Genomic DNA, 23,683 nt, shown 5'->3' with positions numbered 1-23,683 from the left:
GCGGCACGCGCCCAAAAACCGGTATGCGCAGGTATAATGTCCGCTCTGCGGTCATTATACCATCTTTTTCCTGATGGCGTAAATGGAGGATTTCTTACGATTTTCAGTCTGATTTTTAAACCTGAAAACTTGTCGGCAGAAAAAGAGTTATATCGGACAAAAACAGAGGATGCAGTAGAAAAGACAAACTCATTTCCCTCGTCTTCATATGGAGCAGTTTCTCGTCCGCGCATGAACAGAAGCTGGAGCCGAGGGCGTGTCTGAATTTACTTTCCTGAGCATCCTCTAAACAATAAATAGGAGGTTTTTTATTCCGTCTATCTGCGCCCGCAAAAGCGCGCAGCCGCTCCGCTGCGGAACATCTGTAAAGGCCGCGCAGAGGCCCTTGGCTGGAGGTTGGGGGCGAAGCTCACACTAAGCAGATTTTACAGGTTTTTGCAGAGGCGAAAAAAGGGTATTGCAAAATTCAAATCAGCTGTGCCACCGATACAAGATTCCGTTCCTGGCGATAGCCAAGTCGCTGCATCTGTTATCGGCGGCAGCTCTGTTTTTCTTTTTGCAACACCCTGCATTAGGAACGCCTAAAGAGGAAGTACGCCTTTTAATGAGAAGGCGTACATAGGATTACATCGGTTTTAGTTTTCTGTTGAGCCTATCCACCATCCATGAGATTCGCTTTTCCCGCCCGGCATCTGTCTTTGCGTCAAAATATGCCCGCGTGTAGGTTTTCTTTACTGATAAAGACATCGCCTGAAAATTTTCATAAGCGGGCTCGTATACTTTTAGTAAACCAGATAAAAAGGCTATCTGTTCTTCTGTCACCGTCGGGGATTTAGGGGCATCCCATTGTCCGTTTTTCCTGGCGTCCTCTATTTTCTTCCTGCCAAAATCGGTCATAAGTCCTTGTTCTTCAAGGCTTTTAACCAGTGCCTTGTTCTTCTCCGACCACTTACTATTCTCCCTGCGTAAAGAAAAATATTTCTTGTAAGTTTTGTCATCAATGCTTTGCATCTGTCCGTCAATCCAGCCAAAGCAGAGGGCTTCTTCAAGCGCTTCGCTTGCCTTTATTGTTTTCGGCCCGCCCGCTTTTCCAAACAGCAGCCAAACGCCAGCATTTGACAGGCAATGGTCCGAAAGCCATTGCCTGAATTCTTTTCTGTTTTCAAATTCCATTATGTCACTCACTATGTGCCCCTCCCCTCGTACGTCTTCTCCGCCCAAGGCGAACAAACCCATAGCTTCTTAAAGAACAGGCGGAATTCATCTTGACCTGACTAAGCCATTTTACTTGCAGACAAGATTAATGATCTTACCAGGTACGTAAATCTCTTTTACAACATTTCCTGTGATCTTGTCTTTTGCAGCCTCTTTTCCTGCGGCAATCGCATCCTCTTTGGACACATCGGCCGGAAGGTTCACAACTGCCCTCGTCTTTCCGTTCACCTGCACTGCTATTTCGATCTCGTCATCTTTCATTGCCTCTTTGTCACACTCCGGCCAGGATGCGTGGAATACGCTATCTGTTCCGCCCAGTTCTCTCCAAAGCTCTTCGCCAAGATGAGGTGCAAATGGCGCCAGAAGAACTACAAATGTCTTTAAAGTCTCCCTATCGATGCCGCCTTCTTTTTTAGCCAGATCAATCAGCTTATTGTTGTATTCCATGAAACCAGATACAACCGTATTCAAGCTGAACTGTTCAAATCTCTGTTCAATGTCGAAGACCAGTTTATGGCGGATCTTAACCATTTCCTTAGTCTCTTTGATATCCTTGTCCCTGCTTTCCATAACCAGGTTATAGAAACGTTTTAAGAAGCGGGACACGCCGTCGATTCCCCTGTCATCCCACTCTGCATCCAGTTCAGGCGGACCAACGAACAGTTCGTACAGCCTTAATGAGTCACAACCGTAATCACGTACCAGATCATCAGGAGATACCACATTTCCTTTCGACTTGCTCATCTTGATGCCGTTCTTTCCTGTGATCATACCCTGGTTGAACAGCTTCTTAAACGGCTCGTCAAAGTCGATTGCTCCGATATCGCAGAGAAACTTCGTATAGAAACGTGAATACAGAAGATGAAGCACCGCATGCTCTACTCCGCCGATATACATGTCAACAGGAAGATATTTATCCGCCTTTTCTCTCGATACCAGTTCCTTGTCATTTTTGCTGTCTACATAACGGAGGAAATACCAGGAAGAACCGGCCCATTGGGGCATTGTGTTCGTCTCTCTCTTAGCCGGTGCTCCGCAGACTGGGCAGGTGGTGTTTACCCACTCGTCAATCGCAGCTAAAGGTGATTCTCCCGTACCTGTCGGCTGGTAGCTCTCTACCTCCGGCAGCTTTAACGGAAGCTGGTCTTCCGGCACAGGAACATTTCCACAGTGCGGGCAGTGAATGATCGGGATTGGTTCGCCCCAGTAACGCTGACGGGAAAATACCCAGTCACGGAGCTTGTAGTTTACAGTTTTATGCCCGATTCCCATCTTTTCGATAATAATCGGCGCCTCTTTTTTCAGAACTGCCGATTCCATTCCATTCCATTCACCAGAATTGATCATAGTTCCGCTGGCTTCTGTATAAGCTTCTGTCATATCTTCGATTTCCATGCCGTCCTTGGCAATAACCTGGATAATCGGAATGTCAAATTTCTTTGCAAATTCGAAGTCTCTGTCGTCATGGGCCGGCACACACATAATCGCTCCTGTACCGTAATCAGCCAGAACATAATCGGACAGCCAGATCGGAACCTTTGCACCGTTTAATGGGTTAACTGCGTAGGTACCTGTAAACACGCCTGTTTTTTCCTTGTCCTGCAGACGGTCTACGTTAGACTTCATGGAAGCGTCGAAAATATACTGCTCTACTGCTTCTCTCGTCTCATCTGTAGAAAGGCTCTTGGCCAGTGCATGCTCCGGAGCCAGAACCATGAGGTCGCACCGTGAAGAGTATCCGGCCTTGTGGTATAAACAGTAATCTTCTCATCTCTTCCCTCAACCGGGAAATCAACTTCCGCACCGTAAGATTTTCCGATCCATTCGGTCTGCATCTTTTTAACCTTCTCAGGCCAGTCCAGTTTATCCAGATCATCCAGCAGGCGGTCCGCATATGCAGTGATCTTTAACATCCACTGGCGGAGATTTTTCTTCGTAACCGTCGTTCCGCAGCGCTCACAGCAGCCGTTTACAACTTCTTCATTTGCAAGGCCGGTCTTACAGGAAGGACACCAGTTAATCGGGAATTCCTTCTCATATGCGAGGCCTTTTTTAAACATCTGCACAAATATCCACTGGGTCCACTTGTAAAAAGCCGGATCCGTCGTATTGACTTCCATATCCCAGTCGTAAATCGAAGCGATTTCATTGATCTGTCTCTTAATATTTCTTACATTTTCCGCAGTTGATATTGCCGGGTGAACACCCATTTTAATCGCATAGTTCTCAGCAGGAAGGCCAAACGCATCCCACCCCATTGGATGGATGACATATTTTCCCTTTAAAAGCTGATAACGGCTCCATACATCGGAAATAACGTAGCCTCTCCAATGTCCTACGTGAAGGCCGCTTCCTGACGGATATGGGAACATATCCAGACAGTAATACTTCTCTTTCTTTCCGTCGTTTACATTAATCGGGTCCTTTGCCCAGTTCTCACGCCACTTCTTCTCAATGGCTGTGTGATTGTACTGTGCCATGATTTTTTCCTCCTTCATTCGGTGCAAAACACACACGTCTTTCTCTTTTCCGCAAAGAGCACGTTCCCAAGCGGAGTATTGTTCCAGCTCAGGATTATTTTCCTGTGCAAGAATAAAAAGCCCGGCATCTCTACAGAAATTTCTTCCATAGAGACGCAAGGCTTTATAACTTACGCGGTACCACTCTATTTCATACAATTGTATGCTCTCATTCGGATGTTTCAATCCGTTCCCGATAACGGCGGGTTCCGGCCTCTCCTACTGCGGCTTCATTTCGTTCCGGCTGTCCGTACTGGGCAGACAAAACGCTTGCCTTTCAGATGGCTACTCAAGGGCCAGTTCGGCTGTTTTCCTCATCTGCCTTCCACCTCCCGGCAGCTCTCTGTATGATTCCCACGGCTTACTACTCCCTGTCTCAGTATTTGTACTGAGGTCTAATTTATCACACATAACCGCCGGTGTCAACTCATAAAAGACAAATTCGCCCTGTCTGTGCAGGTTTTAAGCCAATCAATCTCACATCAGAGACCGATAAAGCGCTGCGATTTCTTCTGCGCTTGTATCTCTTGGATTGCCTGGACAGCATGCATCTGCGAAGGCCGATTCTGACAGGAACGGAACGTCCTCTTCCTTTACAATCGCTTTTAAATCAGCCGGAATTCCTACATCCTGAGAAAGCTTCTTAACCGCCTCTACAGCAGCCTTTCTGTATTCCTCCTGGGTCATGTCATCTACGCCCTGCACACCCATAGCACGGGCGATCTCACGGTATTTTTCTCCTGTAGCAGGAGCGTTGTATTCCATAATGGTCGGAAGCAGGATTGCGTTTGCCACACCGTGGGGAGTATCATAGACGGCTCCCAGGGAGTGCGCCATAGAATGAACAATTCCCAGACCTACATTGGAGAATCCCATTCCTGCCACATACTGACCGAGAGCCATTCCTTCACGTCCCTCTTTGGTGTTTTCAACAGCTCCCCTTAAATGCTTTGCAATAAGCTCAATCGCTTTAATATGGAACATGTCCGTCATTTCCCATGCGCCCTTTGTAATATAACCTTCGATCGCATGAGTCAGAGCGTCCATACCAGTGGATGCAGTCAGGCCTTTCGGCATGGATGACATCATATCAGGATCAATCACTGCGATTACCGGAATATCGTGAGTATCGACACAGACAAATTTCCTCTTCTTTTCTACATCTGTAATAACATAATTGATCGTTACTTCTGCTGCTGTACCTGCTGTCGTAGGAACAGCGATAATCGGAACACTTGGATTCTTAGTCGGCGCAACACCTTCCAGACTTCTGACGTCTTCAAATTCCGGATTGGCAATAATAATTCCTACTGCCTTTGCAGTATCCATAGAAGAACCTCCGCCGATTGCAATCAGGTAGTCTGCTCCGGATGCCTTAAATGCAGCGACGCCCGTCTGTACATTTTCAATCGTCGGGTTTGGTTTGATATTGGAGTACACTTCATATGGCAGGCCTGCTCCGTCCAGAACGGCGAGTACTTTTGCTGTTACGCCAAACTTTACCAGATCAGGATCTGAACATACAAATGCCTTTTTGAAACCTCTCGTTTTTACCTCTGCCGCTATTTCACTGACAGCGCCTGCTCCGTGATAGGATGTTTCATTTAATACAATTCTGCTGCTCATAATCAAATCTCCTTTTCTTCTTTTCTTTCATGAGGGGATCGCTTTTTCGCTTCCGTCCCGCCTCTTTTTGCATGACAAAACTTTAACACATCAGAATGGCAAAAAACAAGTGACACATCAACGAATGTGTCACTAATGTTACATTCCCCTTCATATGTAACCCGCCTTTCTGTCACATTGCACAACTGATATCACAATTTGACTGCCCGGCAGGCTGTTACTTCCTGAGAAAAGATAAAAGGCTGTTTAATTTTTCAGGGAGCGCTTCGATCAGCAGGTCCGCCATTTTTTCCGGCTCATTTTTCATCCCTGTACGCACCCATTCCACTGTCATCTGAATCGATCCCTGGCAGTACATCCGCAGAAGAAATTCCACATCATCCTCCAGCGGCATCTTAAGCTTCTCCGTCAAAATTTTCCGGTAAAACCGGAGAATATATTCATAGTCATATTTAACAAGCGAATTGTAATCATTGGATCCGAACGCACATGCAAAAAATACTCTTTCATCCCGAATGAACTGGAATTTCTTTGTAAGGCCCTCTCTCAGAGTCAGACTCACTCCCATTTCCTCAAAAGACTGCTGTACCAGTTTTTCAAAATACCAGTTCACCAGATCATACTTGTCCTTAAAGTTGCGGTAAAAGGTCTGTCTGGTCAGATCACATCCTGTTACTATGTCTTTTACCGTAATTTTATCCAGCGGCATTTCTGCCATCAGATTTTTAATGGATGACGCCAACCGGTATCTCGTCTTATCGTTATCCATAGCTTCCTCCATCAAGCCGTGCGTTACGCTTCAATATTCTCCAGTACATAAACAGCAGAGCGGCGGATATGGTTCCTCATAAGTGTCTCTGCCAGCTCGCTGTCCTGCCGCTCAATTGCCTCTAAAATCGCCCTGTGCTCATCAAGAGACTGCTTTCTTCCCTTTTTCTCTCTCAATCCGCCGTGGCGAAATCCCTGATTAAAGCTCCTTTGCGTTTCAATCAGCTGAATCAGATAAGGGTTGTTGCTGTATTTCGTGATTGCTTCATGGAAGTCCCTGTTGCAGTCTTCCAGCTGTTCGATATCATCGCTGTCCATCAGTTTTTCCACCTCGTCCAGAGACCTTTTCAGCTTCTCGCACGCTTCCTTGTCCATGTTCTGTGCAGCAAGGTTCGCTGCAACGCCTTCCAGCGCCGACCTCAGCGTTGACTGCTGTGCCAGATTCTGCTTTGCGAATTCTGAAACCATAGTCCCTTTTCTCGGAAGAGTAATCAGGAGACCGGCCGTTTCCAAACCTCTGATCGCCTCTTTGATCGGCGTCGTGCTGATACTCAGCTCACGGCTGATATCCCGTTCTGATATCCTGTCTCCCGGCTTCAGTTCTCCATTTATTATTCTCATCCTGAGAATGTCCGTCACCTGTTCCCGGATGGATTTCGTATTTATATTCATTTAAAAATCACCTTTAATCTTTCCAATTTCATCTATGTTAGTATACCATATCTGCCTCCCGGATACCAGACTTTTCCAGCAAAATACCCGCAGAAGACCAAAAGCGGTCTTCTGCGGGTGATCCCGGCGCGTCTTAATTCTCCGGGAAAGTCTGATCTGTACTGCGCAGAGAAAGACTGCTAAATCTGCTGTGCCGCCTTTCCTTTGATTCTGTGTTTCTGCAGTACGATAACAATTCCTCCCAGCAGAAGGCCTATGACATCCGTATAAACGCCCGGATAAATCAGTGTAACGGCCGCCGCTCCCAGCATCATTCGCTCCGTCAGACTCGTCTTATCCAAAAGCCATCCGCGCTGGCGCCTGCCAGGAAATATACGCCGATAAATGATGTCGCAGCTACCAGCACCAGTTCAAACACGCTGCTGCCGATCAGAAGAAGCCCTGTATTATATGCGAACATAAACGGGACAATATATGCGACAATTCCCAGTCGGAATCCTAAAACTCCCGTCTTTAAAGGCTCCGATTCCGCCAGACCGGCCGCCGTATAGGAAGCCAGGGCTACGGGAGGGGTGATATTGGCTACGTTTGCAAAATAGAATGCGAATAAATGCGCCGCAATCAGCGGAATATCCAGTTTTACGATTGTCGGCACCATCAGGGAAGCCACAACGATATAAGATGGCGTTGTAGGAAGCCCCATTCCAAGAATGATTGTGGCGATGGCTGTCAAGATTAAAACGATAAGCAGGTTTTCCTTACCGATCGCCAGCATAATCGACGTGAATTTCAATGCGAGGCCGGAATAATTGACGATTCCTACTACGATACCGGCAGTAGCGCATGTAACAGCCACTCCTACGGCGCCTTTTGCACCGGAAGTAATCGCCTCACAGATCGCACCAAGGCCCATTCTTTTTTCCGGATTCAGCCAGGATACGACTACAATACTGGCGATTGCAAGAAGGCATGCATAAGTCGGACTGTATCCGAATGCCAGCATGATGACAATTGCCGCCAAAGGCAGCAGCTGATAAGAACCTCTCAGCAGTTTCCTCTTTTCCGGCATATTTTCCAGTGATATGCTGGAAAGGTTTAACCGCACCGCTTCAAAATGGACCATAAAAAATACAGCACTGTAAAAAAGCAGAGCCGGCAGTATGGCACATTTTAGTATCTGCACATAGGGAATACCTGTAAAATCGCACATGACAAACACGGCCGCTCCCATAACTGGCGGCATAAGCTGCCCTCCCGTGGATGCAACTGCTTCCACAGCGGCGGCAAATTCCGGCTTATATCCCGTCTTTTTCATTAGAGGAATCGTGATCTGTCCGGTTGTTGCAACATTCGCAATCGCACTTCCGGAAACGCTTCCAAACAGGGCGCTGGATATAACGGACATCTTCGCAGGACCGCCTTTTGATTTTGCCGTCAGCGCACAGGCCAGGTCCATAAAATACTCCGCAACGCCAGCCTTTTCCAGAAACGCTCCGAATATAATAAACAGGATTACAAACGTAGCTGATGTACCAAGCGCCATTCCAAAGATTCCTTCTGTCGTATAAACCAGGAGGTCCGCCATTTCCAGCCTGGTAAATCCCTGGTGGCCGAATATGCCCGGTATGTACTGGCCTACTGCCGCATATATAATCGTGATGACCGCAACGATCGGCAGCGCCATTCCGAGAGACCTTCGCGTACCTTCCAGCAGGACAATCACCAGCATAACCGCAAATACATACTGAAAGCTTTTCAGTTCCTGTACATAGGGCATTCGGTTCAGCAGGTTGGAATAATCCAGTATCATATAGCCAAGAGGCAGAACGGTACAGATAAGCGCCGCCCAGGTCCATATTTTTCCTGCCTTGCTGTCCGGATGCTTCTTAGATGCCGGTTTCAACAGCAGAATCAGCACCATTGCAAACAGAAGATGACCTTCCCTCAGCCTGTAAGGATCCAGATTTCCCATGAAAGATGTATACAGATGAAATATACCAAATATCAATGCTATGCATGAGATTATTTTTTCTTTCACTTAATGACTCCTTTTTCTCTGAAATAGCGTTCCGCTCCTGGATGGAATGGAAGCGCCAGCTCCTGCCCCATTTTTTCTGCCGTCAAATCCTTAAATGCCACATGCGCTTCCTGAATTGTAGAAAGATGTTCAACGGTCGATTTCACAATTTCATATGCCAGTTCTTCATCCATGCTTTCATTTACAATCACATGAACAGCTCCGCCGAATGTAGTGATGTCTTCATTCTGGAACTCATATGTTCCGGCTGGAATCACACGTTCTACATAACCTTTGTTCATCTCAAGTACCTTTTTCATCTCATCTGCGCCGATTGAGATAATCTTAATATCCCTGGATGAAGCCAGATCGGTCAGAATAGCTACTGGCGGCGCATTTGCAAATGTAAAGGCATCGACGATTCCGTCTTTCATCTGCTGTACAGAATCGTCATAACTGTTTACATTCGACACTTTTTTCAAGTCGGAATACTCCATCCCATATGCCGCTAAGACTTCTCTGGTCATCTGTTCCGCCTGGTTTCCTACCGTCTGAGTGGAAAGTGATTTCCCCTTCAAATCTGCTACACTGTTGATTCCGGAATCTGACAGAACCACGAGGTGGAATGCCTCATCATAAAAATACATCAGGTTTCTGACTTTATCGCACGGTCCCTGAAACGGTTCTTTTCCTTCAACGCCCAGAATCGTACCCGGCAGTTTTGCAAATGCGATGTCACAGACACCATCCTGAACCGCTTGTACGTTGGACTGTCCCTGTCCTGGCGTTACGGTTACATTGGTCAGTCCCGAAATATCCTGAGGCAGAAATTCTGCCATGGATGCGGATACGGGATAGAAACATCCGGAAGTTGCGCCGCTCCGGTATTTCAAATCAAAAGATGCCGCTTTTTCTGCACCGCCGTCCTGTTTCTGACCGTTCTGTTCTGTTTTTTCCTGACTGTTCTGCGGAGTCTCCGTCTGTTTGCCGCCGCATGCCGTCAAAGCCAATGAAGCTGCCAGCAGAACACCTAAAAGCACAGATGTCCCTTTCCTCAAAATGTTTTTTTGCATAACCCTTCCCCTTTCTTTCAACTTCTCTCACGTTCCCTTTGCTCATCTCTTCTGTCTTTAATTTCTTCTGTCTTTGTTTACTGTCCCTATGTATTTGCCGCCTAATCCAGAATAGCGCCCTGTTTCAATAGTTCCTCCTGCAGTTCCCTGACAGATACCTCATGGAGTCCCTGCTGTTTTCTGCATGCCATTGCGGCCGCCGTTCCTGCCGCCTGTCCCATACACATACAGGCTGACATCGTTCTGGCCGATGCAAGCGCCTGATGGGTAACGGAAATGCAACGCCCTGTCACCATCAGATTCTCATATCCGGGCAGCAGCATACAGCGCAGCGGAATACCGTATGTGCCGTCTCCTCCAATCGGCTTAAACACCACATTTCCTCCATCAGGATCGTGCATATCCATCGGATAGCCGACGAGACAGATATTGTCGTCAAACTTCCTTCCCTCTTTTATGTCATCTTCGTTCAGCGTGTATTCCCCGATAAATCTTCTGCTTTCTCTTACACCCAGGAATGTGCCCCCGATTAAATTGCACTTTTCAAAGCCGGGTATGTATTTCTTAACGAAATGGTACATCTTCTCAATCTGTAGACGCGTGTCGATCAATGCACCGCTGCTCTCCCTCAGTCTTGTCCCGTCGACGCCGATCACCCTGGAAATATTCAGGTAGATATCATTTTCCAGGGTACACAGACAGAACATCTGATGGTTCCTGTCGGTAAATATTTCCTTTGCTTCCGGCGTATCATCCCATTTTCCGAGCCTTGCAACAAAATATACGGGGTATTCTTTTTCAGATCCGGGTCGTTTTGCCATCAGCACAGACTGATCTGTCGGAACTTCATGCACCATTTTCAGCGTATCCACATTTGACACGCGCATAGCCAGGCTTACAGGCTGCATTTTGCCGTCCGCCTCGCGGCCTTTTTCATATTCCGCTCCGGCCATGCACGCCGCGTCGCCGTCGCCCGTCGCATCGATCACCATCTTTGCCCCGATGATTTCCGTTCCCTCTTTGCTCTGAATAATAACTCCCTTTATCTTTTTATTATCCATAATGACGTCATTTACAATCGTTTCAAAAAAAACATCTACGCCAGCTTCTTTTGCCATTTTCATCAGCTCGATCTTAACCATCTCACTGTCAACCGGCGTGATTGTGTATAAATGACCGCCTTCATAGCGCAAATGTCCCAGTGATCCTCCGTTTTTGACAAGACGGTCAATCAACTCCTGCGCAATTCCACCGATTGCTTTCTTCCCCGTATTTGCATAAAATGAATGCGGAAAATATCCCATGGCCAACACGCCTCCAAGAAACGGACCTTTTTCCAGCAGCGCTGTTCTGGCTCCCTGTCTCGCAGCAGATATCGCTGCCATCGTTCCTGATACGCCGCCCCCGCATACCGCTACATCATAAGTGCCCTGTGTAGTTAACGGCATTCCCTTACCTCCTTCTGATATGTGATGTTTGATGTTAGATATCTGATATATCAGTTATGAAAATATATTACCACTCCTGTCATTATTTGTCAATAGAAAAGAGCCGAAAATGCGGCTGAACTTTCAGACCGCCTCTTCGGCTCTCAATTTCCGTACAGCAGAGTTTCACTCCGGCTTTAAAATAGAAACTCTGCTGTACAAATCATAAAAAATAAAATCATTCCCATATTTAAAAATACGGTACGTAAGTAAAACGGCCCGGTATCGGCTGTACCGGCGGAAGGAAGTGAACCTTCTTCTGCAGGCAGACACAGATCAATAGGATAATTCCCACAAAAGCCATCACAATCAGTCCCAGACTGTAAAGGATCAGCATCATATAAGAAATCCAGTGGCTGCCCAGTACCCCCATCGCGCCTGCCATATCTCCTGCCGTCATCAGTTCCATGAATTTGGCATATTCCATGTTCTTCATCAACCCGCCCGCCAGAATGGAACTCATGCCGTTGATCGTCATATGCATGAATATGGTATACCTGATTTTACCTGTTCTGATATATACATATGCAAAAATCATTCCAAGACCGCAGGCATAGAAGAACTGATAGAAATTACCGTGGACCAGGCCGAACAGCACTCCTGATACGATGACAGCCTTCACTTCTCCGAAACGGATCGTCCTGTCGATCAGTATTTTACGGAACATGATTTCTTCCATGACAGGTCCAAGGACGACCGCAAACAAAAGAATAATCAGAAAATTGCTTTCCATAATCATGGTAAACACATCATTCATCTGCTCCGTCTGCATCCCCTTGTTCAAGGAAGACATAAGAATATTACCGATCAGGTTACCGGCCTCCATAACTCCGATCGAAATCAGAAAGCAGATAAAAAACTGCAGAAATCCCCACTTTTCTTTCTCCCGTTCTTCTTCACAGGCGCTGTCTCCATATCCGGTGGGAAGACGTTTTACCAGCTGCCAGAACAGCGGAAATCCCACGGCATACATGGATATCATAGACAGAACGATCCTTCTGTTTTCACCGACAAAAAGCTCCCGGCTGTCCGTCCACCGTGCAATCATGAGTATGATAATCTGAAATACGAGGGCTGCTGATAAAAACAGGAAATAAGATAATCCCATTCTGGAAAATATCCGTCCCGCCTCTTTTCGTCTCTGAGTTCTGTCGTCCATATCCATACCGTTCCTCCCAGGGGCGGCCAGTTTTATCGGCCATCCTCTTTTGATTTTCTCCCTTCTATTTTACAGAACATCTCTCTATCCGTCAATACGGCGCAGAAGGGGGCGTATCTCCTGTCCTTATATTACCACAATTTTGTCAAACCGTAAAATCTTGTCTTTCCTGCAGAATTTCGTCCTCCTGGGCACTTCTGATTTTTCCTGCATTTTGCGTTGATGAACTGTGGGTAAACTGTTTTGAATGAAAATCCATTCCTGTTGGATGAAAAAAGCGGGTTCCACACGCTCAATGACTGAACCTCCGTCAGAGAGCCGGAACCCGCTTATATGTTATGAAACGTAAATCTGTTTGCCGCAGTTGCTATGACAGCAGGGCCGAAGAGCTTCGCAGCATTTTTTCTTTTCTCTGGTAAATCACGATCACAGTAACCAGTAAAATTCCGGCTACATCCGTAATATGGCCTGTGGAGATAAAGCAGATTCCCGCTGCTACGGCGGCGATTCTCTGCCATGCGGACATACGGTTATACATCCAGCCCTCAATCGCGGTAGAGAGAATCAAAATGCCGAATAACGCAGTAACGACTTTAATTGCCGTAGTGAATCCGGCTCCAATAAACAAAATATCAGGCGAATAGATAAATACAAACGGTACGATAAATCCGCCAAGAGCCAGTTTCAGCGCCTGCCATCCCGTTTTATTCGGGTTGGAACCGGCAAGGCCGGCAGCGGCATAAGCCGGAAGTGCTACAGGAGGGGTTACATTTGCCATCAGTCCAAAGTAAAATACATACATATGCGCTGCCAGCACGGGAATTCCGAATCCGTTAATCAAAGCAGGCGCAGCGACTGTCGAAAGGAGCATGTACACCGAGACGGTAGGCATACCCATACCCAGTACAATACATATCATGGCAATCAGTATGAGCGTAATCAGAAAACTGCCGCCTGCGGCGTTCAGTATAACCGTACTCAGCGTCTGAGTGATACCGGTCAGATTGCACACGCCCATAATCATGCTGATTCCACAGCAGGTGGCCCCGATCGATAAAAGCCTTTTTCCTGATTTCATCAGGCATTCGATGATATCCTTCAGGCTCATTCTGGTGTCCTTTTTTAAAGCCGCAATTATAATTGTCAGAGGAATTGCCCAGAATCCGACATAGCTTACCGTATAGCCGATCATCAGCATCGTAATAACAAACACGAATGGGATAAAGAGATAGCCTTCTGTTTTAAGAATATAGCCAAGCTTTGGAGCTCCTCTTTTGTAAGACCGCTCAGTCCAAGTTTCCTGGCTCTTAAATGTACCATGGTAAAGCAGCCGATGTAGTACATGAGCACCGGGATCACAGCCGCCATGCAGATATTGGTGTATGGAATACCGGTAATATCCGCCATAATAAATGCGGAGGCTCCCATAATCGGAGGCATGAGTTGGCCGGCAGTAGAAGCCACCGCCTCCACCGCCCCTGCAAACTCACTTTCATAGCCTGTCTTTTTCATCAGAGGAATGGTAAACGCTCCCGTCGTAATGACATTGCTTACCGCGTTTCCGCTGATGGTACCGAACAGCGCGCTGGTCACTACGGAAACCTTTGCAGGCCCGCCTGCTGAAGAACCGGCGATAGAAAGGGCAAAGTTATTGATAAAATTTCCGACTCCCGATTTTTCCATAAAGGTGGCAAATGTGATGAACAGCCCGACCATTCCGGCCACGGTTCCGACTGTCGTTCCAAAGAAGCCTTCATTTGTCATAAGCAGATAGGAAGCCAGACGGCGGAAGGATACGCCCGGATGGGCCAGCGCCCCCGGGGCATGCTGTCCAAAGTAAGCGTACAGGAAAAATGTACTGATAATAACAGCCATTCCGGCGCCTGCTACTCTCCTTACCCCCTCCAGTACACAGACTGCCATAACTGCAAACAGAACCTGTTCCAGACCGTTGGCGATTCCGGACCCTAATCGAATGCGGTCATTGTTGACAAGCATATATCCGCATACCGTCAAAGTAGCGGCAATCAGTACAATATCGTACCATTTCGGAAGCTTTCCGGCATTCTTTTTAAACATGGGATATACCATAAAGGTCATCGGAAGGCAGAACGTCATGAAAATCGTTCTGTGAAGAGTCGCCTCAGGCGTCCCGAATCCGCTTGTTATTACGATATAAAGAGACATTACGGCTCCCAGCACGCCTACGAGTTTATCTCTCCAGTCAGAACCTTCCTTCTCTGCCGCAGCTTCTTTGTCATATTTATTCAGCAGCTTTTTTTGTGTTTCTTCATCAACCTCCTCTACAGAAGCCATAGAGATGCTCTGGTTGCGGTTCGGCTGTTTGTCTTCCTCTTTTCCTTTGCTGTCTGCGTATTTTAACTGCTGCTCCATGTAATCCCCTCTTTTCCTTTTAACTCCGTCCGTTTATTTTTTCCAGCCCATTTCGTCAATCAGTCTCTGCGCGCCCGGATGAGGAACTGCATAAGTAGAATCGTAGTTTGTAAATGCTTCCTCAGGAGTAATGTTATTAAACATATCGTGATATCCGCCCAGCACGTCCCAGTTTTCTACCAGAATTTTCGAAATCGCATAAACCATATCTTCATCTGCGTCACTGGTACATACAAGTCCGCAAAGGTCACCTACTGTCAACAGGTCTTCCGTTACCTTTCCATCATAAGAGCCTGCCGGAATCGTCATTGCGGTGACTCCAATATTGGCATCTACACATTTTTTCTGTTCCTCCTCTGTAAAGCCGATCAGTTCGATCTTATCGGTAAGGAACAGCTCTGTATAAGCGGAAAGCGGAATTGTACCTCCGATAATAGCCGCATCCGCCAGCCCGTTGGTGATTAAATCGCAGCCTTCCTGAATCCCCGAGTACTCTGCTTCAAACGCATAGCCGTCCTTCTCTGTATACATGCCCATAGCAGTCATCATGCTTCTGATCTGACTTTCCGTACCGCTTCCCGCGGCCCCAACTACGACCTTTTTCCCCTTTAAATCTTCAATGCATGTGATGTTCGTACCTTTTCTCACTGCAATCTGCTGGCGGTTTACACTGTACTGGCAGATCAGCTTCATGTCCACATCAGAAACTGGGTCTGCTGCGTAAGAGAACATTCCTTCCTGACCAAACAGGATATGATGCTGGCCGCCCCATCCGAACTGGGCCTCTCCTGCTTCAAACAGATACATATTCTGGCTGGCTCCCGGTGTAACCTGGGCTGTAAATGTAGCCGGAGTTTTATCGGTAAGGAGCTGGCAGATTGCGCTGATGCTCAGGTATGCATTTCCTCCTGATGAAGCGCCCTCTACAGTAACAAATTTCGGCCAGTTTACATTCTGCACCTCTTCTGAGTATTCAGCGCTTTTTTCCCCGGCTGCCGGGGCGCTGCCTGAATCCGAAGAGCTTTCTGCCGCTGAGTCTGAGCTTCCTGCTGCTGCCGGTGCATTTGAACAGGCAGCCAGTGACATGGTCATCATTCCTGCTAAAACAGCTGCTAAAATACGATTGCTTTTTTTCATCTTTTTTCCTCCTTAAATCGGGTCTTTTTATCTCTCTCGGTCCCCCGCTCCATAAAGCAGGCGGAATCCGCCTTGAACTGACGGTCAAGCCGCAGTAAATCAATCTGGATTTTCGTTCACTTAACTATTGTCTGTAAGACACCTCTGCGTCAAACCATACATTTCCCTGCTTTAACGCATCGTGAAGGATTCCATATTTCAGGTCTCTTATATTTTTAATTTCCTTTTGTACGCAGAGCGCCGCAGCCGTACCGGCCGCCTGACCCTGAGCCATACAGGAAATCGTATTCCTTGTTGACATGTGGGCATTTTTATCAGAAGTCACCATCATGCCTGTGGCAAACAGATTGGCCAATCCCTTTACTACCATCGCCCTGTATGGGAAACCGTATGTTTTACCGCCTTTTATCTGGAACATCGGAGCCCAGTCGTGGAAGCCGTAAGAGAACACATCGTCGTCAAAATGAGTTGCATTGATGATCTCTTCATTGGACAAATCATATTCACAGCTGATACAGCGGGCGCGGCGGATAGCAATGCAGGGGCCGGAGCGTGAGATAAAAGCGTCGGAAGCACCCGGTATCGTATTTTTCAGGAGCTTTAATGCTTTCTGCTGCCTGTCTCTCAACTCATACTCAGCTTCAGCCAGTGCATCTCTGTTCGTAGGACTTGCCGGCATCTGGAAATTGAGTTTTATGAACATCAGATAATCATCGTGAAGCGTAGTTGTTACCGTATGCATTCCCAGACCTTTTACCTGCTGATCCAGCTCTGGTGAGATTATGCTCCAGTCTCCATCCACCCGGATGATCTGGTTGGTCCTTCCGCTTCTCGGCCCTCTGCCGTACTCGATCAGTGCCCCGTTGTCTTTTAAAAAGCTGTAATATTTATCAATATTGATTCCTGCGATCCCCATGCTGTTGGCTACCATGTAATCATTGGGCTCTGTGTAGGAGGCACCTGCCCTCGCACATAAATCACCGTAGCCTGTTGCATCGATAAATACCTTCGCCTTCACCGCCTCACAGCCCTGATGGCTCTCCGTAATGACACAATTTACGTTTTCTCCATCCATTACCACATCCACTGCCATCGTATTTAAAAGGACATCCACTCCTTCTTCCCGCAGCATCTGGAGAGCGATATACTTGTAAATCTCTACATCTACACAGAGCGTATCGGAATCGTAATCAAACCTCATGATCGTTTCGTTATGTCCGGAAGCTCCTCCCGCCTGAGTGAGGCGCTGTATGAACTCTTCCGGAATTCCCCTTACAACCTGGCGCTTTTCCACGCCAGGAAAAGCCTTCCACAGATTATAGGAGCTGTGCAGGCCGCAGCCGCCTTCTGCCGCAATCCCGCCGACATATCCTTTACTCTCGATTACAGCCGTCCTGGCGCCTCCACGCGCAGCCGCCACTGCAGCAATCACGCCTCCCGTGCCGCCTCCGCATACGACCACGTCATATTCCCGCGCAGCGATCTTCTGTTCCCCTCTGATGACAAACTCCATATATATCCTCCTCGTTTTTCATGTATAATCGATCAGGAGACGTATTATTTCCCCTGTACAGCCGGCCGGCATTCGTAAAAGTTATCGTTTAGCTATGTATACATTTTAGCAACAGGGGAGGGGCTTTCATAGTCAGTTAGTTGCAAAACAATGGCACTTTTTTGTCTTTTTTGTGCAAAAACACAAAACCCCCTGTACCGTACAGGCATTTTTATGCCTTTCCAATACAAGGGGGCAGTCATTTTTAATTATTGGTTGAGTTTTAAAGATTTTCTGTATTCGCTGGGCAGGCAGCCATACCGTTTCCGGAAAGCCTTTGCAAATGCCTTGCTGTTGGGAAATCCCTGATTTACAGCAATCAGACTGATCGGATGGTCCGTACCTACAAGCTCCCGGTAACCGTTTTCCGATCGCAGATCCAGTAAATACGTTTTATAATTCATTCTGGCATATTTCTGGAACATTCTGGACAGATAGGAAGGAGAAAAATTGAACTCCTGAGCTACGCCCTCCAGCGTGATATCGTCGGTATAGTGCTGTTCAATGTACGTGATAATATCAGACATCTGCTCCAGATGGTACCGCTGTTTCACCAGCCCCTTATCTTTTTCTTCTGCCGCAAATTCCGTCATCATCAGGTACAGGATGCTGTAAAACAGAGACTTTACCCTGAGCGTATAAAATTCCCCGCTTTCTGAGTACGCATGATACATTTCCTCCAGAAGCTCCATCAGGCGGTCGGATTCCGGTCCTTCTTTTTTACAGAATACAATCTGTCTGTTGTCATCCAGGTATCCGTCAAAGCACTCCAGCGGAATCTGAAGAAAGATCGTTTTATTCGGATGTGGGGCATGAATGGAGTGAATCACGTTGGGATTTACGATCATATAATCTTTGGCCTGCAGATGGTAATTCGTCGAGTAGATATAAAAATCCAGACTGCCTTCCATAACAAGCAGAATCTCTACCCACTGATGCCAGTGTTTGCGTACCCTGTAATTTCTTCCGTCTTTCCCCCGAAAGGGAAATAATTTAAACTGAAAAAACTGTTTCGGAATAATATGCTCGTATTGTACTTCATCCGGCCTCTGCTCCATAGCTTTTCCTCCTGGAATTTACTGTATCTCCTGTCTTCTGGTCCGCGCTCTTCTGTTTCGTCCGATTCGTTCCCTTCTACAATATTTTACATAAAATTCCATTAACCGTCAATAGAGCGGTTCCGCACATCACCCGTCTGATCTGACTGTTTATTAATGAGAAACTGATCCTCCATCAAAAGCCAGCTGGCCCGGAACAGCTGCATGAGCTGCCAGTATCCTGCGCCTTTCAATCCGTATTCCTCTACCAGATTTAGTTTAGCCCTTACAGAACGCGGGTCTTCAAACCATACTTCATGCTGTATTCCATACTGCCAGTAGTGAAAATACGGCGACTGGGCCGTCTCGTCAAAGCGAATCGGCACACCATATCCGATTGCCAGCTGAACCGCCTCGATGTTCCCCATGGTTCTCGCCTTTGTCGTTCCCCGCTCGTAGGGGAGCGGCCAGTCATAGCCATAATTCGGCATGCCCAGGATGATCTTGTTTCCCGGTATTTCCGTCAGTGCATAGTCCAGGACACGACGCACCATATTAAGAGGCGCCACGGCCATAGGCGGACCGTAAGTATACCCCCATTCATACGCCATAACAAATACCTCATTTGCGGCTTCTCCCAGGGCTTTATAATCTACGCCTTCATACAGAAGTCCCTGCTGGTTTCTCGACGTCTTAGGCGCCAGCGCCACAGATACGCGATATCCGAATTGATTCATCACCCTGGTCAGACGCCCTACAAACGCGGAAAATTGATCCCTGTCTTCCGGCAGAATATATTCAAAATCCACGTTGACGCCGCCATATCCTTTTTCCGTGACCGTCAATCCCAGATTCCAGATCAGACGTTCCTGCGTCTCCATATTGTTTACCAGCCCTGTAATGAGCATATTGTTGAAATGGCCATCCTCACCCAGCGGCGTCAAGGTCAGCATCGGCCGGACCTGATACAGGTCCGCCTCGCTGATCATCCAGCTCTCATCCATAAACGGCGGTACCAGTTCTCCTCTTTGTGTAAAACCATAGGAAAATATGGACAGTTCTGTCAGATGGGGCAGTGTCTGATTCAGAACCCACGGCTGATGAACGGATACGCATAGCCGCCGGAGTCGATTCTCCTTTTATTTTGTATTTCCTCCCCTGCTCTCTCAGCTCCCCTCCGTATAACAAGCGCCTGACCAACAGCCAGGCGGTAAGGATACACCAGCTGGTTATCAAAAATGATATCCTGGACGTCTGCTCCAAACTGTGAAGCGATCTCATCCACGTTATCACCTGTACGAACCACATATATTTCCATCCAAAGTCTCTCTTCTGACCTTCTCTCCTTATCATATGACGGAAATGCCGTGAAATTTAAATGTTTTTACGTTTAAAGCCGTTTTGTGTATCGGCTCATCAATAGAATAACAAAGGCTGCCACGATCAATTCTGTTATGGGCATGGAAAACCAGATTGCATTGGCACCGGCTGCTGCAGGGAGGGCGTAAATCATAGCCCCGCTAATCACCATGCCCCTGGAAACCGATACGGCAAAGGACGTTCCAGGTTCATAATCGACTGGAAATAATAAGTGGAAAAGATGTTCAGCGGAAGCAGGAGAAAGGATATACCGTAAGCTCTTACGATAAAAGGAGCAATCGCCAGCACGCCCTCTGTAGGAACCATAAAAATCCGTATAATTTCTCTCGGAAAAACAGCTGCCAGCATGGTCCACACGGCGCTGAAGAATGCCGCCGTAAACAGCGCATATTTCAGTGTTTCTTTGATCCTGTCTCCCTTTCCTGCTCCGAAATTTATGGAAAACAGCGGCTGGGAAGCCTGTCCGACACTGTATGCACAGCATTGTACGATTGTGCTTATATTGACAATGACGCCGTAAACAGCCAATGCATCGGCCCCCAGATACCTCATAATCTGACGGTTAAAGAGCATCGTCAGGATGCCCATTGCAATATCAATAAAAAATGTAGCAAATCCTGTCACCGTAATTCTTTTAAGCTTTTCTGCCAACTGTTCCGTCCGTATAAGCTTCAGTGTATTCTTTTTTGAAAAGAAATGGGATACCATTACGGCAAATGTAATCGCAGCCCCCATAGCGGTAGCAAGACCGGCCCCCTTTATTCCCATATCCATGGTAAACACAAAGAAATAATCGCCGAAAATATTGAATACTCCGCCAGCCAGCACAGCGCCCGTAGCGAGCCCAGGGTTTCCGTCATTTCTTAAAAATGCAGCCAGCATCTGGTTGAAAAGAAATAACGGCACGGCAAATTTTACAGGATGGAGATATTCTCTGGCATATGGAAGAAGCACTTCTTCCCCGCCGAACATACAGAGCAGCTGTCTGTCAAAAAATACGATGCCGATCCAGCTGACGGCAGCAAAAAACAGCGTTCCGATCAGGGACGCTGTAAAGTATGCATTTTCATTTCCATCGTTTTTATTCCGCTCTCCCTTTTTTCCTCTCTCCGTGCTGAACAGAACGGAACCGCCGATTCCCGTCAGCAGCCCCAGGCTGTATATAATGTTCCACACGGGAGCTACAACTGCAAGGGCCGCTGTTCCTACCGGTCCCTGATACTGTCCTACCATAGCCATGTCGACAATTCCATAAATTGAGCTGATCAGCGCGCTTCCGAAAGCAGCCGTCAGATATTTAAAATAGATGGTCCTCACTTTCCCATTCAAGAGATCCATTTCTGATAATCCTCCTTGCAGGCAGGTTTTTCCGGTGGTGAAAAAGCCTGCCGTATTTCTGCAAGACAAGTATACATGATTTGTTTTAGAAAGTCAAAGTGCTCTGCCGATCCTTCATTTCGTCTGCTTTTTACTTTATAAACCGCGTAATCATCTGCTTCAGTTCCTCTACATCCAGCGGTTTGGCAATATGGCCATTCATACCAGCTTTTTTTGCCGCCTCCACATCTTCCGTAAATGCATCGGCCGTCATTGCCAGAATCGGCACCGTAAGCGCATCGGTTCTGGGAAGTTTCCTTATTTTTTCCGTAGCCATGTAGCCATCCATCACAGGCATCTGTACATCCATCAGAATCAGTGCATACTCATTTTCTGCCGATGCCGCGAACACTTCCACTCCCTGAGCGCCGTCACGGGCACAGTCGATCACTGCTCCTGCAGATGACAGAATTTCCTGGGCGATTTCCAGATTCAATTCATTATCTTCGACAAGAAGAAATCTCTTTCCCGAAAAATTATATGCCTGTTTCTTTTTGACCTCATATCCTACGGCAGTCTGACCCATCAGGCACTTCTTCAGATTATGTACGAGAGTGGAACGAAACAGCGGTTTCTGAAGAAAACCGTTGATCCCGGCTGCGCGCGCCTTCTCTTCGATATCCGTCCAGTCATACGCTGATATCATCATAATCGGCAGCGTTTTCCCCATCTTTTCCCGGATTTTCCGGGCAGTATGCTCGCCGTCCAGCCCAGGCATCTTCCAATCCAGTATTACCGCGTCATATCCATTTCCCAGTTTGTACTGTTCTTCCACCATGTCTACCGCTGCCGCTCCGGAATCGGCCCAGTCCGCTGCCGCTCCGCATTCATTCAGCACATGGACCGCGTATTCGCAGGCGTACCTGTCATCGTCCGCAACGAGGATTCTTGTATGGGGAATTCCTATATCCTCGGTCTGTGCCGGGTCGATCTGCAGCGGCAGTTCTATCGTAAAAACAGATCCTTTTCCCGGCTGGCTGCGGACAGTGATTGTACCTCCCAGCATATCCACGATCCTCTTTGTGATTGCCATACCCAGGCCGCTTCCTTCTGTTTTATCTACCCTGCTGTCCTGCTCACGGACAAACGCTTCGAAAATCCTCTCAACAAACTCAGGTTTCATTCCGATTCCCGTATCTGTAAAAGTAAACGTGAACAGTGCCTGTTCCGTTTCGTCCTGCGAGGACTCATGTTCCTCAATATCCATAACGATCGTACCGCCTTTTGTGGTAAACTTGCAGGCATTTGAAAGAATATTGAGAAACACCTGACGTATGCGCAGTGCGTCCGTATAAAACTGCTCATGTACGACGTTGTGCAGGCGTACAGAAAAATCAAGCCCCTTTTCCTCAAATTCCGGCCGCATAATCGTCACTATGTTTTCTGTCAGCTCCGGAAGAAACATACTGCTCACATTAGCAGTCATTTTCCCGCTTTCTATTTTGGACATATCCAGTACGTCATTGATCAGACTCAGCAGATGCTGGCTGGAGAGGGAAATTTTTTTCAGGCAGTCCCTCACCTTTTCAGGATTTTCCAAATGTGCAGAAGCGATCTCGGTCATTCCGACAATCGCATTCATCGGCGTACGGATATCATGAGACATGCGGGAAAGGAAATCCGACTTTGCCCGGTTCGCCTTTTTAGCCTGACGGAGTGCTTCTGCCAGATCATCCTGAATTTTTGCCCGTTCTTCCTGTACATTATCCATCAGATCCGTAATATCCTGAAAGGTACTGTAAATAACCCGGCAGCCGTCTATATAATCATCTGTAAACGTGCCGATTACCCGGATCCAGTGCCACAGGCCGCCCTTTACCGGCATACGGCAGGTTGCAAAATACTGCCGTTCTCCTTTTTCCAGAGCCGCCATGAGGGCATCGGATATCTTTTCATATTCACTTTCATAACCCTCATAGTATTTCCCAACATTCTTAAAAAGCCTGTGATATTCCTCTCTGGTATATCCTGTACTGGAATAAAAATAATCATTCGCCCAAAGGACTGTAAAATTTTCATCCAACAGATGTTTGCTGACACTGACTCCAAGTGAGTTCATCAGTGTATTATATTCATCAATCGTATTCAGCTGGGGATTATATGCTCCGCCGTATACGTGTTGACTGTTCGTGTCCATACGATCCTTCCTCCTGTCATGACCGTTTACCCGGCTATATGGAATTTGTTTTTCTATCCTTCATCATTCTATCACATTCATACCATTATCATCTTATCACACTGCATTTCAAAAGTCCACTGTTGCGCCGGTT

16 protein-coding genes, 2 pseudogenes and 1 other annotated feature are annotated in these 23,683 nt (G+C 47.2%); all 18 genes and pseudogenes read right to left on the bottom strand.

Annotated elements, in window-relative coordinates:
* Positions 1-624: 624 nt before the first annotated feature.
* The 18 genes and pseudogenes from DXA13_RS04605 to DXA13_RS04525 all read right to left on the bottom strand — a co-directional run bounded on the left by DXA13_RS04605 (position 625) and on the right by DXA13_RS04525 (position 23,550).
* Entirely contained in the window at positions 625-1,185 is a 561-nt protein-coding gene (locus DXA13_RS04605) for a YdeI/OmpD-associated family protein (RefSeq protein WP_118242142.1), read from the bottom strand.
* 99 nt (positions 1,186-1,284) lie between these two features.
* Positions 1,285-3,695 (bottom strand): annotated as a pseudogene (leuS, locus tag DXA13_RS04600) (leucine--tRNA ligase).
* A gap of 146 nt (positions 3,696-3,841) precedes the next feature.
* Positions 3,842-4,121: a binding site (T-box leader), on the bottom strand.
* Positions 4,122-4,211: 90 nt separating this feature from the next.
* Entirely contained in the window at positions 4,212-5,360 is a 1,149-nt protein-coding gene (gene fucO / locus DXA13_RS04595; RefSeq protein ID WP_118242122.1) for a lactaldehyde reductase, read from the bottom strand.
* A 217-nt stretch (positions 5,361-5,577) separates the two neighbouring features.
* Positions 5,578-6,129 (bottom strand): TetR/AcrR family transcriptional regulator C-terminal domain-containing protein, encoded by a 552-nt coding sequence (locus tag DXA13_RS04590; protein WP_118242121.1) that lies wholly within the window; start codon positions 6,127-6,129, stop codon positions 5,578-5,580.
* A 23-nt stretch (positions 6,130-6,152) separates the two neighbouring features.
* Positions 6,153-6,800: a GntR family transcriptional regulator gene (locus tag DXA13_RS04585; protein ID WP_118242120.1), complete on the bottom strand. Its 648-nt coding sequence runs from the start codon at positions 6,798-6,800 to the stop codon at positions 6,153-6,155.
* A 179-nt stretch (positions 6,801-6,979) separates the two neighbouring features.
* Positions 6,980-7,141, bottom strand: a complete 162-nt coding sequence (locus tag DXA13_RS20900; RefSeq protein WP_181995530.1) for an FxsA family protein — start codon at positions 7,139-7,141, stop codon at positions 6,980-6,982.
* A complete protein-coding gene (locus tag DXA13_RS04580) occupies positions 7,123-8,838 on the bottom strand; it encodes a TRAP transporter permease (protein WP_118242119.1) in 1,716 nt (571 codons plus the stop codon). Before DXA13_RS04580 ends, DXA13_RS20900 begins: the two co-directional genes overlap by 19 nt.
* The gene (locus DXA13_RS04575) at positions 8,835-9,890 is read right to left on the bottom strand and encodes a TAXI family TRAP transporter solute-binding subunit (protein WP_118242118.1); all 1,056 of its coding nucleotides are present in this window, start codon (positions 9,888-9,890) and stop codon (positions 8,835-8,837) included. The genes DXA13_RS04580 and DXA13_RS04575 overlap by 4 nt, the downstream gene beginning before the upstream one ends.
* 101 nt (positions 9,891-9,991) lie before the next feature.
* Positions 9,992-11,338: an FAD-dependent oxidoreductase gene (locus tag DXA13_RS04570; RefSeq protein ID WP_118242117.1), complete on the bottom strand. Its 1,347-nt coding sequence runs from the start codon at positions 11,336-11,338 to the stop codon at positions 9,992-9,994.
* A 229-nt stretch (positions 11,339-11,567) separates the two neighbouring features.
* Positions 11,568-12,542 (bottom strand): CPBP family glutamic-type intramembrane protease, encoded by a 975-nt coding sequence (locus DXA13_RS04565; RefSeq protein WP_118242116.1) that lies wholly within the window; start codon positions 12,540-12,542, stop codon positions 11,568-11,570.
* A 361-nt stretch (positions 12,543-12,903) separates the two neighbouring features.
* Positions 12,904-13,728, bottom strand: coding sequence for a TRAP transporter large permease subunit (locus tag DXA13_RS04560; protein WP_181995529.1), 825 nt, complete (start codon positions 13,726-13,728; stop codon positions 12,904-12,906).
* Positions 13,728-14,930, bottom strand: a complete 1,203-nt coding sequence (locus DXA13_RS04555) for a TRAP transporter fused permease subunit (RefSeq protein WP_118242114.1) — start codon at positions 14,928-14,930, stop codon at positions 13,728-13,730. Before DXA13_RS04555 ends, DXA13_RS04560 begins: the two co-directional genes overlap by 1 nt.
* A gap of 33 nt (positions 14,931-14,963) precedes the next feature.
* Positions 14,964-16,067: a TAXI family TRAP transporter solute-binding subunit gene (locus DXA13_RS04550; RefSeq protein WP_118242113.1), complete on the bottom strand. Its 1,104-nt coding sequence runs from the start codon at positions 16,065-16,067 to the stop codon at positions 14,964-14,966.
* Between the two features lie 124 nt (positions 16,068-16,191).
* On the bottom strand, positions 16,192-17,580 hold the full coding sequence (locus DXA13_RS04545) for an FAD-dependent oxidoreductase (RefSeq protein WP_118242112.1): 1,389 nt from the start codon (positions 17,578-17,580) through the stop codon (positions 16,192-16,194).
* Between the two features lie 248 nt (positions 17,581-17,828).
* The gene (locus DXA13_RS04540; RefSeq protein WP_118242111.1) at positions 17,829-18,677 is read right to left on the bottom strand and encodes an AraC family transcriptional regulator; all 849 of its coding nucleotides are present in this window, start codon (positions 18,675-18,677) and stop codon (positions 17,829-17,831) included.
* Between the two features lie 101 nt (positions 18,678-18,778).
* Positions 18,779-19,974, bottom strand: a pseudogene (locus DXA13_RS04535) (glycosyl hydrolase family 18 protein).
* A 206-nt stretch (positions 19,975-20,180) separates the two neighbouring features.
* Complete coding sequence (locus DXA13_RS04530) at positions 20,181-21,374, bottom strand: MATE family efflux transporter (RefSeq protein ID WP_347559695.1); 1,194 nt, start codon at positions 21,372-21,374, stop codon at positions 20,181-20,183.
* A gap of 130 nt (positions 21,375-21,504) precedes the next feature.
* The gene (locus DXA13_RS04525; RefSeq protein WP_118242110.1) at positions 21,505-23,550 is read right to left on the bottom strand and encodes a response regulator; all 2,046 of its coding nucleotides are present in this window, start codon (positions 23,548-23,550) and stop codon (positions 21,505-21,507) included.
* Between the last annotated feature and the right edge of the window lie 133 nt (positions 23,551-23,683).

The organism is Clostridium sp. AM58-1XD (genome assembly GCF_003464085.1).
Classification (GTDB): Bacteria; Bacillota; Clostridia; order Lachnospirales; family Lachnospiraceae; genus Lachnoclostridium_A.
Note: the sequence above shows the minus strand (reverse complement) of the source record. Positions and strands in the feature narration are given on the sequence as shown.